We start from the raw sequence: 11,676 nt of genomic DNA, 5'->3' as shown, positions 1-11,676 counted from the left end.
TAACGTATTTGGGGGGGTTTCCATGTGAGCACCGGCCCGCCCCCGGGTCGGGGCCACCCCTTTTCTTTTTGGGGGGGGGCCGCCCCGCCAACGGGGCGCTGCTGTTTCAGCCTGGGATTAAAGCAGTCTTACTTCACTTCAACAGCCAGACTCTGGGCAATCTTGTTCTGCCACAGCGCAGGGCCGGTGATGTGTACCGACTCGCCATTGCTGTCCACCGCGACGGTGACCGGCATGTCCTTGACGTCGAACTCGTAGATCGCTTCCATGCCCAGTTCGGCGAACGCCAGGACCTTGGACTTGCGAATCGCCTGGGCCACCAGGTAGGCGGCGCCGCCAACGGCCATCAGGTACACGGCCTTGTTGTCCTTGATCGCCTCGATGGCGGTCGGGCCGCGCTCGGACTTGCCGATCATGCCCAGCAGGCCAGTCTGCTCGAGGATCTGCCGGGTGAACTTGTCCATGCGCGTGGCAGTGGTTGGGCCGGCAGGGCCGACCACTTCGTCACCGACCGGATCGACCGGGCCGACGTAGTAGATGAAGCGGCCTTTCAGATCCACCGGCAGCTCTTCGCCACGGTTGAGCATTTCGACCATGCGCTTGTGCGCAGCGTCGCGGCCGGTGAGCATCTTGCCGTTGAGCAGGATGGTCTCGCCCGGTTTCCAGCTGGCGACTTCTTCCGGGGTGATCTCGTCGAGGTTGACGCGACGTGCGCTCGGGCCGGCTTCCCAGACGATTTCCGGGTAGGCATCCAGCGACGGCGCTTCCAGCTCTGCCGGGCCGGAGCCGTCGAGCACGAAGTGGGCGTGACGGGTGGCGGCGCAGTTGGGGATCATGCACACCGGCAGCGAAGCGGCGTGGGTCGGGTAGTCCATGATCTTGACGTCGAGCACGGTGGTCAGGCCGCCCAGGCCCTGGGCGCCGATGCCCAGCTGGTTGACCTTCTCGAACAGCTCCAGGCGGATCTCTTCGATGCGGTTCTGCGGGCCACGGGCTTTCAGTTCATGGATGTCGATCGACTCCATGAGCACTTCCTTGGCCATGACTGCGGCTTTCTCTGCTGTACCGCCGATGCCGATGCCCAGCATGCCAGGCGGGCACCAGCCAGCGCCCATGGTCGGGACGGTCTTGAGCACCCAGTCGACGATCGAGTCGGACGGGTTGAGCATGGCCATCTTCGACTTGTTCTCCGAACCGCCGCCCTTGGCTGCGACGTCGACTTCGACCTTGTCGCCGGGCACGATGGAGTAGTGGATCACCGCCGGGGTGTTGTCCTTGGTGTTCTTGCGGGCACCGGCCGGGTCGGCCAGGATGGAGGCGCGCAGGACGTTTTCCGGCAGATTGTAGGCGCGGCGCACGCCCTCGTTGATCATGTCGTCCAGGCTCATGGTCGCGCCGTCCCAGCGCACGTCCATGCCAACGCGCACGAACACGGTGACGATACCGGTGTCCTGGCAGATCGGGCGGTGGCCGGTGGCGCACATGCGCGAGTTGATCAGGATCTGGGCGATGGAGTCGCGGGCAGCGGGCGATTCTTCACGCAGATAGGCTTCGTGCATCGCCTGGATGAAATCGACGGGGTGGTAGTACGAGATGAATTGCAGGGCGTCGGCAACGCTCTGAATCAGGTCGTCTTGCTTGATCACGGTCATGCAGCGCGCTCCTCTTAAAGACGGGAACATTCGTAAAGGCATCGACACAGCCGACCAGCGCGTCGAAAGGCCTTGCAAGGCGCACCGGCAGGTCAGGCCGGCACAAAAAGGGCGCGGCAGTATAGCGCGGCTGCCCGTGGGAAACACCTGCGAGTGGTCTGGACCATGGTCGGCCGCTGCCAGGCATCGTTCTTGCTGGCGCTCTGTACAATGGCAACAGACTTCAGGAGACCCTTCGTACATGCCCGATCTTCGTGTGGGCGAGCGCTGCATCAGCGTTCCAACCGGCAGCAACCTGCTCGACGCCCTCAATGGCGCCGGCCTGAACGTGCCCTACAGTTGCCGGGCCGGCAGTTGCCACGCCTGCCTGGTGCGTTGCGTCGATGGCGAGCCGCAGGACGCCCGGCCCGAAGCCTTGCCCGACGACAAGCGTGAGCAGGGCTGGCGATTGGCATGCCAATGCCGGGTGGCCGGCGATATGCGGGTTGCCGTGTTCGATCCCCTGACCGACGGCCTGCCTGCGAAGGTGATTGAGGTCGATTGGCTGGGCGATGTGTTGCGTCTGCGGCTGCGACCCGAGCGTGGCTTGCGCTATCGGGCCGGCCAGCATCTGGTGCTATGGCTGGGGTCGGTGGCGCGACCTTATTCGCTGGCAAGCCTGCCGGGCGAGGATGAATTTCTCGAATTTCATATCGACTGCCGACGTCCAGGCGCCTTCTGCGACCAGGCGCGGGGCTTGAAAATTGGCGACCAGATGGTTCTGGGGGAGCTCAGAGGGGGCGCGCTGCACTACGACCCCGACTGGCAGGAGCGGCCGCTGTGGTTGCTGGCGGCAGGTACCGGCCTTGCCCCGCTGTGGGGCGTTGTGCGAGAGGCTTTGCGTCAAGGCCATCGGGCAGAAATCAAGGTGATGCATGTGGCACGCGACGCTGCCGGGCATTACCTGCAACCCGCGCTGCAACAGATGCATGGCATCGATGCCGAATGCGTGCTGCAGGAACATCTCGAGGAGGCGCTTGCCAGCTTGCGTCCGACCTCTCGCCAGACCATCGCTTTGCTCTGTGGATCGCCCGCAAGTGTCGAGCGCTTCGCGCGCAGATTGTTCATCGCCGGTGTGCCGAGAAATCAGGTATTGGCTGACGTGTTCGTCGAGCATGCCTGACGTTCTTGCACCACACGCCCTATCGCGGGCTACCAAAAAAAAGACCGCTCCGAAGAGCGGTCTTTTTTGGGGGCGCCTGAGGCCGTTGCCACGGCTTGGGCATCAACCAACCAGCGGATCACCGACGTGCAGGATCTTCATGCCGTTGGTGCCACCGATGGTGTGGTAGCTGTCGCCCTTGGTCAGGATCACCCAGTCACCCTGTTCGACCAGCCCACGCTTGAGCAGCTCGTCGACAGCCGCCTGGCTGACCTTGTCGGCCGGCAGCGATGCCGGATCGAAGGCGATCGGGTAGACGCCGCGGAACATCGAAACGCGGGCCTGGGTTGCGCGGTGTGGCGACATGGCGAAGACCGGCACATGCGAGCGCAGGCGCGACATGATCAGCGGGGTGTAGCCGCTTTCGGTCAGGGCGATGATCGCCTTCACGCCAGGGAAGTGGTTGGCGGTGTACATCGCCGCCAGGGCGATGCTCTCGTCGCAGCGCTCGAAGGTGGTGTGCAGGCGGTGGCTGGACTTCTGGTTGGTCGGGTGCTTTTCGGCGCCCAGGCAGATACGTGCCATGGCCTGCACCGCTTCGATCGGGTACGAGCCGGCGGCGCTTTCGGCCGACAGCATCACCGCATCGGTGTTGTCCAGCACGGCGTTGGCCACGTCGGATACTTCGGCGCGGGTCGGCATCGGGTTCTGGATCATCGACTCCATCATCTGGGTCGCTACGATCACCGCTTTGTTGTTGCGGCGCGCGTGCTGGATGATCTTCTTCTGGATGCCGATCAGCTCGGCGTCGCCGATTTCCACGCCGAGGTCGCCACGGGCAACCATCACCGCGTCGGAAGCAGCGATCAGGCCGTCGAGGGTTTCGTCGTCGGCAACGGCTTCGGCACGCTCGATCTTGGCCACCAGCCAGGCGCTGCCGCCGGCTTCGTCACGCAGCTTGCGTGCGTATTCCATGTCCTTGGCGTCACGCGGGAAGGAGACGGCCAGGTAGTCCAGGTCCATTTCCGCGGCCAGTTTGATGTCGGCCTTGTCTTTTTCGGTCAGGGCCGGTGCAGTCAGGCCGCCACCCTTGCGGTTGATGCCCTTGTGGTCGGACAGTGGGCCACCGACGATCACCACGCAATGCAGCGCGTCGGCAGTAGCGGTTTCGACGCGCATGACCACGCGACCGTCGTCGAGCAGCAGCTCGTCACCTACACCGCAGTCCTTGACCAGGTCGGGGTAGTCGATGCCGACGATATCCTGGTTGCCTTCGGTGAGCGGGTGGGCGGTGGAGAAGGTGAACTTGTCACCGATCTTCAGTTCGATGCGCTTGTTGCTGAACTTGGCGATACGGATCTTCGGACCTTGCAGGTCGCCCAGCAGTGCGACGTGGCGGCCGTTCTTGGCGGCGATGTCGCGGATCAGGCGAGCGCGGGCCTTGTGCTCGTCCGGAGTGCCGTGGGAAAAGTTCAGACGTGCCACGTCCAGGCCGGCGAGGATCAGTTGTTCGATCACTTCCGGCGAGTTGCTGGCGGGGCCCAGGGTGGCGACGATTTTGGTACGGCGGATGGTCATGCACAGACTCCTATAGTGAAGCGCAGCGAAAGGCTACTCCTCAATTGAGCTGTAGTCATTGTTCCGTTGCACTACCTTGCAGGTTGGCGAGAGGGCGGTTGCACCGTCGGCAGCACCCTACAAGCAGCAGGTTACAGGTAGACGCTTGCCGCCGGGCGTCTGCGGGATGAAGCGTGCATCGGCGCGCTGAAGAAATCGGGGCGAAGGCCGATATACTGCCCATCAAAGGAGAATTCCCATGCGAGCCCTGATCGTGTTAACCATGGCGGCCAGTGTCGTCGGCTGCACCCGTTGGTCCATGGACCATCACCTGAACAACGCCTACCGTGCCTACGACCGCGGCGATTGCCAGCGCGTGATGCTGGAGCTGTCGCAGGTCGATCGCACCAGCCGTGCCCGCCCGTTCATCCATCCGGAAGTGGCGATGCTGCGTGGCCAGTGCCTGGAGCGGCAGAAACTCTATGTCGATGCAGCCCAGACCTACCAGTTCCTGATTCAGCGCTACCCGCAGAACGAGTATGCCTACCGTGCCCAAGCGCGCCTGCAGACCCTGGAGCAGCTAGGCCATCTGCGTGGTGAGCCTGCGGTGACCCGCCCTGCGCCGACTACCCCTTTGCGTTAATACCAAGGTGACAATGATTTCATCCGGGCCGCCGCTCAGGCTAAGCTAGGCTGTAAAGTAGGTGTAACGCTCACCGCCAGTACCTGGTCTTCCTGGCATAGGGTACGGAGAATCATGTTCATCGAACGTCAGATCGATCGTCATCAACTGCCTTACGTGCTCAAGGTCTTCAACCGGTTGACCGATCAGGAGATTGGTTACCTGGGGAATGCCTCCGAGGATGGGGTCATGGTGATCAGCCAGCTCCCGATCATGGTCGGCCCGGATTTCGAGCTGCAGCTGCGTGTGCCGCTTGCAGGCGGTGGCCATCAGTTCATCAATCTCACCGCCAGTTGCCTGTGGAGCCGCGAGGACCAGACCCCGGGGCATTACGATGCCGGCTTCATGCTGCTACAGGCGCCGCGCGAGTACGAGGAGTTCGTGCGCTCACTGCGCGACTTCTTCAGTTTCAGGCCGATGAACGAGTCGGCCTGAAGGCGTTCCTCCGGTAGACTCGTCCGCGAACTTTGTACAGGACGACACCGTGAGCTCCAGCATCTTCTGGCACGACTACGAAACCACCGGTATCAATCCGCGCTGCGACCGGCCGCTGCAGGTTGCAGGCGTACGCACCGATTTCGAGCTCAACGAGATCGACGAACCGGTCAACCTGTATTGCCGCCCCTCCGACGACATCCTGCCGCACCCCGCCGCCTGCCTGGTCACCGGTATCACCCCTGAACAACTGATCGCCAAAGGCTTGGGGGAAGCGGAGTTCATGACCAGGGTGCATGAACAGTTGTCGCGCCCCGGCACCTGTGGCGCAGGCTACAACACCTTGCGCTTCGATGATGAAGTCACTCGCTACAGCCTCTACCGCAACTTCTTCGACCCCTACGCCCGTGAGTGGCAGGGTGGCAACAGCCGCTGGGACTTGATCGATGTAGTGCGTACCGCCTATGCCCTGCGCCCGGAGGGTATCGTCTGGCCGCAGCAGGACGGACGCACCAGCCTGCGCCTGGAGTTGCTGAGCAAGGCCAACGGCATCGACCACGGTCATGCCCACGAGGCCCTGTCCGATGTCCGGGCCACCATCGCGTTGGCTCGTCTGATTCGCCAACGCCAGCCCAAACTTTATGACTGGTTGTTCCAGTTGCGTAGCAAGCACGAAGTCATGGAGCAGATTCGTCTGCTCCAGCCGCTGGTGCATATTTCCGGGCGCTTCTCCAGCGAACGTAGTTACCTGGGGGTGGTATTACCCTTGGCCTGGCACCCGCGTAATCGCAATGCACTGATTGTGTGCGACCTGCACATGGAAACCTTGCCTTTAATAAGGGAAAGTGCCGAGGTATTGCGTTCGCGTTTGTACACGCGGCGCGAGGAGTTGGCTGACGGCGAATTGCCGGTTCCGCTGAAGTTGGTGCACATCAACAAGTGCCCGGTGGTGGCGCCATTGAACGTATTGCGCCCGGTCGATCAACAGCGACTGGGTCTTGATATGTCGCTTGTTCAGTCTCGCGCCGAACAATTGATGCAAAAGCATGACGCGTGGCGGGACAAGCTGGAGAACGTCTACACCGCTGATGAATTCTCACCCAGCGAAGATCCTGAGCAACAGTTGTACGAGGGATTTCTCGGGGATCGTGATCGTCGCCTGTGCGAGCAAGTTCGTTTGAGCGAGCCGCGACAGTTGGGGCAGGGGCACTGGATGTTCGATGATGCGCGCATGCCCGAGCTATTGTTCCGTTATCGAGCGCGCAACTTTATCGACACGCTGAACGAACAGGAGCAGCAACGCTGGCATCGCTTTTGCCAGCAGCGCCTGAGCGATCCGCAGCTGGGCGCGCCCAACACCCTGGGCGATTTCGAGCAGGCGGCGCAGGCGAGTCTGGCCAATGCGGACGATGCCGGGCGGCAGGTGCTGGAGGCCTGGCTGGCGCATGCCGGGAAACTGCGAATGCATTATGGGTTGGCAGAATAAATAAAAACGCCGGCGATGAGCCGGCGTTTTTGTTGAAGCCATACGCAATTGTCTGGATCAGTCCAGCAGGGTTGCCCAGCTTTCAACCACGTCACCACCCCACTTGGCTTTCCATTCTTTCAGGGTCTTGTGGTTGCCGCCTTTGGTTTCAATCACTTCACCGTTGTGCGGGTTTTTGTATTGCTTGACCTTGCGAGCACGTTTGGTGCTGGTGGTCTTGGCAGCGCCACGCGGGGCCTTGCTCAGTTTGGATTCCGGGTCGAGCAGGGCAATCACGTCACGCAGCGACTTGGAGTATTCGCCCATCAGTGCGCGCAGTTTGCCTTCGAATTCCAGCTCTTTCTTCAGCTTGTCATCTTGCGACAGGTTGGCGAGGCGAGCTTGAAGTTCCTTGATAGCTTCTTCGGTGGCGCGGTATTCGTTGATCAGGGACATGGAGTGTTCCTTGGTGAATGTACAGAGAGACAGTGGGCCAATAATAGACAGGCGATACCCGCAAGTAAACAATTAATAAGGGTGTCAAATGTCGAATCATTGTGACGCAACAATAAGAATGCGTCGGTAAAGAAAAATTTACATATTGCGTTATGCGTATCTTCTCACCTCATGCGCCAGCCCGCGGAGGGGTCTGGCCGCCACACAGGCCAATGGTTACTGCCTTTTTCACGGCAGATGGCTAGAATGTGCGCCTTTGCGAAGTTTTCCGGAGTCTGATCCATGCGCACCTATCGTCTGACGATTGCCTGCCCCGACCGTGTCGGCATCGTGGCAAAAGTCAGTAACTTCCTGGCCTTGTACAACGGCTGGATCAACGAAGCCAGCCACCATTCCGACGAGCAGAGCGGGTGGTTCTTCATGCGCCATGAAATCCGCGCCGAATCGCTGCCATTCGGTATCGAGGCCTTCCGCGAGGCCTTTACGCCGATCGCCGAAGAGTTCTCGATGAGCTGGAATATCACCGATTCGGCGCAGAAGAAGCGCGTGGTGCTGATGGCCAGTCGCGAGTCGCACTGCCTGGCCGACCTGCTGCACCGCTGGCACACCGATGAGCTGGACTGCGATATCCCGTGCGTGATCTCCAACCACAACGACCTACGCAGCATGGTCGAGTGGCACGGTATTCCGTTTTTCCACGTGCCGGTCGATCCCAAGGACAAGGCCCCGGCCTTCGCCGAAGTTTCGCGCCTGGTTGCCGAGCATGGTGCTGATGTGGTGGTGCTGGCGCGCTACATGCAGATCCTGCCGCCACAGTTGTGCCAGGACTACGCGGGGCGTGTGATCAACATCCACCACAGCTTCCTGCCATCGTTCGTCGGCGCCAAGCCCTACCACCAGGCTGCACTGCGCGGTGTGAAGCTGATCGGTGCCACTTGCCACTATGTCACCGAAGAGCTGGACGCAGGTCCCATCATCGAGCAGGACGTGGTGCGTGTGAACCATGCCGACAGCATCGAGGATATGGTTCGCTTCGGTCGTGATGTGGAGAAAATGGTGCTGGCGCGCGGTTTGCGCTACCACCTGGAAGACCGCGTGCTGGTTCACGGCAACAAGACCGTGGTCTTCGACTGACCGGAGCCCGCCCAGATGGCCGATCCGCGTGACAAGGCTGGCGCCCAGCCTCCGCCGACACTCGGTGAAGGCTGCCTGGCGCGCTACGATCCCGAGGCGTTGAGCGACGAAGACGGTACCGAGTTCGAAGGTGCCGCCGAGCTCTGGGAGCAACTCAACCCGCCTGACGCCGCCAGCGCTCCAGCAACGGGCGCGCCAGCAGGCAGACGAACACCGGCCCCCCGGCGAGCAGATAGAAGTAATAAGTGACGGCGCGCCAGATCAGGATCGCCGCCGCCGCTGTCGAGCTGCCCACCAGTGGCGACAGCAGGGTCGCCGAGGTCAGCTCGGCGGCCCCTGCACCGCCTGGCAGCAGGCTGAATTGGCCGGCACTGAGCGAGAGCATCTGCACCAGGAAGCTCGGTATCCACGACAGCTCCACCCCCAGCCCCCTCAATACCAGATACAGCACGCTGTAGCGCAAGCTCCAGTGCGCGCAGGTGAGGGCGAATACCAGCGCCAGCGTGCGCTTGGGCAGGCGCCAGGTTTCGGCCAGTGCCCGGATGAAGCGCAGCAGCCTACGTGCCCAGCGCCGACGACGGCTTTTCGACAAACCCAGGCGTTGCAGCAGACGGCCGTTCCAGCGCATCACGCCACGACGGCAGCGCAGCAGCACGACGATTGCCGCCAGCACGCCACACAGCAAGGCGGCACTGCCCAACAACATGCTTTCCTGGCTGCGGCCCAGGCTGTGGAACAGGGCGTAGCCGGCGATGGCCAGCATGGCGCAGAAGAAGAACAGCAGGTCGTTCAACTGATCCATGGCGAACACTGCGCCACTGCGGGCGGGGCCAATGCGTTCGCGGGCCAGCAGTGTCATCAGGGTCAACGGGCCTCCGCTACCGCCGGGGGTAGTGCAGATGGCGAATTCGGTCGCCATCACCACACCCAGGCTGCGTACTCTGCCCAGTTGCGCGCCCTGCTGGCCGAGCAGCAAGCGCAGGCGCACGGCGTTGATGATCCAGCACAGCAGAATCATGCCTAGCAGCGTTGCCATCAGCCCCGGGTCGAACGTCTGCAGGCGCGGCAGCAGTTGGCTGCCGCCGAGCAAACCCGGCACCAGCACGGCGAGCACCAGTGCCAGCCCCAGCCAGGCGAGGCGGTTCATGGGCAGATCCTGCGCTCCAGCCAGGCGGATTTGGTCAGAGGCTCACGCCCTTGCTTGATCAATTCACGCAGGGTACGCAACCAATAGTTGCGTGCGCTGGCGTGGCGCATATCCACCGGATGCAGGCCCAGGCGCAGGGTTTCGGCCTGGCGCCAGCGTCGAGCCTGCCAATCACAGAGCACCCGTGACATACCGCGGCGCCATGCACTGCGGGCGCTCCAGACCAGCCCAGGAGCTTCGATCGCGGTGAAGTCCGGCAGCCGATAAAGGTGCTGCGGTGTGCTGGTGTAGCGCAGCGGCAGGCGGCGCAGGGCCTGGCGGGTGCCTTCGCTCATCAGCCAGGCGGGCGCGACGAAGCCTGCGACCGGCCAGCCTTGGCTGGCGAACAGGGCCAGGCCCGCCTCCAGACGTTGCAGGGCTTCGCGCTGCTCCAGCGCATAGAACTCGCCCTCATGGGTGTAGATCCGGCGCATGAAGTACTCGGCAGGCCCGCGTGGGGCAGGGCCATCGTCGGCGTGGTAGAAACCATGCAGCGCCAATTCGTCGCCGCGCGCCAGGCGCCGATCGAGCAGGCGGCAGAAGTCGGGGGAACGGGCCAATGCGTTGCGGTGGTGGAAGTCCGGGACCACCAGCCAGGTCATGGGCACGTCGCCCATTGCATCGACGGCTTCGACGAAGGGGCGGTAGTCGGGCCAGGTTTCGGGCGCGACATCGTGCAGCACCAGCATCAGGCTACGCGAATCGGCGGGCGCTTCACGCATGGGCGCGTACCTGTGGCGACAGGCCAAGCACGGCCTGGTAGTGCAGCAGCAGGCCATCGACCACGCTGTCCCACGAGTAATGCTGCTCCACATGGCGACGGGCCTGGGCGCCGAGGGGGCGCACGCCGGCTTCGAAGATTTCGCGCACTGCCCCGGCCATTGCCTGGCTGTCGTTGGCCTGGCACAGGCGCCCGCACTGGTCGTTGACGATCTCGCCGAAAGCCCCGGCGTGCACGGCGACCACCGGTGTGGCGCTGGCCATGGCCTCGAGTATCACCAGGCCAAAGGTTTCCTGGTCGCCGGCGTGCAGCAACAGGTCGGCACTGGCGAGCAGGCGGGCCACTTCATCGGCGGGGCAGAAGTGGTCGATCACGCTGACGTTGTCCGGCACGTTGGCCGGCATGTTCGAGCCGACCAGCAACAGGTGGTAATGGCGACCCAGGTGGCCCATGCACTCGAGCAGCACTGGCAGGTTTTTCTCCCGCGAGCCGCGACCGGCGAAGACGAGCAGACGAGTAGTGTCGGGAAGGCCGAGTTGGGCCCGCAGGTGCGGATCCCGCCTGTCGGGGTGGAAGGTATTCAGGTCGACCCCCAGGGGCTGTACATGCACATCCCGCACGCCAAGACGGCGCAGTTTGTCGGCCATCACCTGGCTCGGCGCCAGCACCCGATCAAAATTGCCGTAGAGCTTGCTGACATAGGCTTCGACATTGGGGGTGAACCAGTTGCCCATGCGGTTGCTGACCAGCAATGGCAGGTCGGAGTGATAGAAGCCGATCACCGGCACGTCCAGCTTGCGTCGCGCTTCAAGGGCGGCCCAGGCGGTGAGGTAGGGATCGCCGACCTCGATCAGGTCAGGCTTGAGGCGGCGTAGCTCGTTGCACCAGGGCGTCAGGCGTACCGGAAAACGGTAGCCCTTGCCGAACGGCAAGGGCGGGGCTGGCACCTGGTAGATGCCATTGGCATCACGGGCGCTGGGGCCGGGGATCAGCAGACTGTGGCGTACGCCGGGCATGGCGTCGAGGCGATGGTGTTTGGCATCAAGATAGGTCCGTACACCACCGCTGGCCGGGGCGTAGAACATGGTGATGTCAGCGATGTGCACGATCAGCATCCCTCCGGGATCGTCTTCGGGTCTGTCATCCGGCGGTAACAGACCGACGGTGACGCGCCTAAAGGTTGACCTTTATGAAGGATAGTTTGTTCGATCGGGATTGGGCGGCGGGGCATCCTGGCTTGCCCGCTG

The 11,676-nt window shown here is 62.8% G+C and carries 12 protein-coding genes; 6 read left to right on the top strand and 6 right to left on the bottom strand.

What is annotated here, in order from left to right; genetic code table 11:
- Nucleotides 1–128: 128 nt before the first annotated feature.
- A complete protein-coding gene (locus ACNFHO_RS07940) occupies nucleotides 129–1,652 on the bottom strand; it encodes a fumarate hydratase (protein WP_054893801.1) in 1,524 nt (507 codons plus the stop codon).
- Between the two features lie 241 nt (nucleotides 1,653–1,893).
- On the opposite strand from ACNFHO_RS07940, the gene ACNFHO_RS07935 reads away from it, so the two are divergent.
- Entirely contained in the window at nucleotides 1,894–2,814 is a 921-nt protein-coding gene (locus tag ACNFHO_RS07935; protein ID WP_416765868.1) for an iron-sulfur-binding ferredoxin reductase, read from the top strand.
- Between the two features lie 102 nt (nucleotides 2,815–2,916).
- Here ACNFHO_RS07935 and pyk read toward each other — a convergent pair whose 3' ends face one another.
- A complete protein-coding gene (pyk, locus tag ACNFHO_RS07930) occupies nucleotides 2,917–4,371 on the bottom strand; it encodes a pyruvate kinase (protein ID WP_054893799.1) in 1,455 nt (484 codons plus the stop codon).
- A gap of 238 nt (nucleotides 4,372–4,609) precedes the next feature.
- On the opposite strand from pyk, the gene ACNFHO_RS07925 reads away from it, so the two are divergent.
- The 3 genes from ACNFHO_RS07925 to sbcB all read left to right on the top strand — a co-directional run bounded on the left by ACNFHO_RS07925 (nucleotide 4,610) and on the right by sbcB (nucleotide 6,953).
- Nucleotides 4,610–4,993, top strand: coding sequence for a hypothetical protein (locus tag ACNFHO_RS07925; RefSeq protein ID WP_054893798.1), 384 nt, complete (start codon nucleotides 4,610–4,612; stop codon nucleotides 4,991–4,993).
- 114 nt (nucleotides 4,994–5,107) lie between these two features.
- Entirely contained in the window at nucleotides 5,108–5,467 is a 360-nt protein-coding gene (locus ACNFHO_RS07920) for a PilZ domain-containing protein (RefSeq protein WP_054893797.1), read from the top strand.
- Between the two features lie 49 nt (nucleotides 5,468–5,516).
- Entirely contained in the window at nucleotides 5,517–6,953 is a 1,437-nt protein-coding gene (gene sbcB, locus ACNFHO_RS07915) for an exodeoxyribonuclease I (protein ID WP_416765865.1), read from the top strand.
- Between the two features lie 57 nt (nucleotides 6,954–7,010).
- Here sbcB and mvaT read toward each other — a convergent pair whose 3' ends face one another.
- Complete coding sequence (gene mvaT / locus ACNFHO_RS07910) at nucleotides 7,011–7,388, bottom strand: histone-like nucleoid-structuring protein MvaT (protein ID WP_063545971.1); 378 nt, start codon at nucleotides 7,386–7,388, stop codon at nucleotides 7,011–7,013.
- 282 nt (nucleotides 7,389–7,670) lie between these two features.
- Between mvaT and purU the strand changes: the two genes are divergently transcribed.
- Nucleotides 7,671–8,522 carry a formyltetrahydrofolate deformylase gene (purU, locus tag ACNFHO_RS07905; protein WP_112899054.1) on the top strand — a complete coding sequence of 284 codons (852 nt, stop codon included), beginning with the start codon at nucleotides 7,671–7,673 and terminating at the stop codon, nucleotides 8,520–8,522.
- A gap of 15 nt (nucleotides 8,523–8,537) precedes the next feature.
- A complete protein-coding gene (locus tag ACNFHO_RS07900; RefSeq protein WP_081255308.1) occupies nucleotides 8,538–8,771 on the top strand; it encodes a hypothetical protein in 234 nt (77 codons plus the stop codon).
- On the opposite strand, the gene ACNFHO_RS07895 is transcribed toward ACNFHO_RS07900, so the two are convergent.
- From ACNFHO_RS07895 to ACNFHO_RS07885, 3 genes are read right to left on the bottom strand one after another with little or no spacing between them, the layout of a single operon-like run.
- Nucleotides 8,677–9,669 (bottom strand): lysylphosphatidylglycerol synthase transmembrane domain-containing protein, encoded by a 993-nt coding sequence (locus ACNFHO_RS07895; protein ID WP_063545969.1) that lies wholly within the window; start codon nucleotides 9,667–9,669, stop codon nucleotides 8,677–8,679. The genes ACNFHO_RS07900 and ACNFHO_RS07895 overlap by 95 nt on opposite strands.
- Nucleotides 9,666–10,430: a DUF2334 domain-containing protein gene (locus ACNFHO_RS07890; protein ID WP_063545968.1), complete on the bottom strand. Its 765-nt coding sequence runs from the start codon at nucleotides 10,428–10,430 to the stop codon at nucleotides 9,666–9,668. Before ACNFHO_RS07890 ends, ACNFHO_RS07895 begins: the two co-directional genes overlap by 4 nt.
- Entirely contained in the window at nucleotides 10,423–11,544 is a 1,122-nt protein-coding gene (locus tag ACNFHO_RS07885; RefSeq protein ID WP_416765862.1) for a glycosyltransferase family 4 protein, read from the bottom strand. Before ACNFHO_RS07885 ends, ACNFHO_RS07890 begins: the two co-directional genes overlap by 8 nt.
- Nucleotides 11,545–11,676 lie beyond the last annotated feature (132 nt).

Source organism: Pseudomonas sp. NY15374 (assembly GCF_048068255.1).
GTDB lineage: Bacteria > Pseudomonadota > Gammaproteobacteria > Pseudomonadales > Pseudomonadaceae > Aquipseudomonas > Aquipseudomonas machongensis.
The sequence above is the reverse complement of the archived record's forward strand: the minus strand, read 5'-3'. Positions and strand labels throughout refer to the sequence as shown.

What these genes read in the sequence shown, in the direction of transcription:
- ACNFHO_RS07940 (WP_054893801.1), bottom strand. Translation starts at nt 1,652, where the DNA reads ATGACCGTGATCAAGCAAGACGACCTGATTCAGAGCGTTGCCGACGCC.
- ACNFHO_RS07935 (WP_416765868.1), top strand. Translation starts at nt 1,894, where the DNA reads ATGCCCGATCTTCGTGTGGGCGAGCGCTGCATCAGCGTTCCAACCGGC.
- pyk (WP_054893799.1), bottom strand. Translation starts at nt 4,371, where the DNA reads ATGACCATCCGCCGTACCAAAATCGTCGCCACCCTGGGCCCCGCCAGC.
- ACNFHO_RS07925 (WP_054893798.1), top strand. Translation starts at nt 4,610, where the DNA reads ATGCGAGCCCTGATCGTGTTAACCATGGCGGCCAGTGTCGTCGGCTGC.
- ACNFHO_RS07920 (WP_054893797.1), top strand. Translation starts at nt 5,108, where the DNA reads ATGTTCATCGAACGTCAGATCGATCGTCATCAACTGCCTTACGTGCTC.
- mvaT (WP_063545971.1), bottom strand. Translation starts at nt 7,388, where the DNA reads ATGTCCCTGATCAACGAATACCGCGCCACCGAAGAAGCTATCAAGGAA.
- purU (WP_112899054.1), top strand. Translation starts at nt 7,671, where the DNA reads ATGCGCACCTATCGTCTGACGATTGCCTGCCCCGACCGTGTCGGCATC.
- ACNFHO_RS07900 (WP_081255308.1), top strand. Translation starts at nt 8,538, where the DNA reads ATGGCCGATCCGCGTGACAAGGCTGGCGCCCAGCCTCCGCCGACACTC.
- ACNFHO_RS07895 (WP_063545969.1), bottom strand. Translation starts at nt 9,669, where the DNA reads ATGAACCGCCTCGCCTGGCTGGGGCTGGCACTGGTGCTCGCCGTGCTG.
- ACNFHO_RS07890 (WP_063545968.1), bottom strand. Translation starts at nt 10,430, where the DNA reads ATGCGTGAAGCGCCCGCCGATTCGCGTAGCCTGATGCTGGTGCTGCAC.
- ACNFHO_RS07885 (WP_416765862.1), bottom strand. Translation starts at nt 11,544, where the DNA reads ATGCTGATCGTGCACATCGCTGACATCACCATGTTCTACGCCCCGGCC.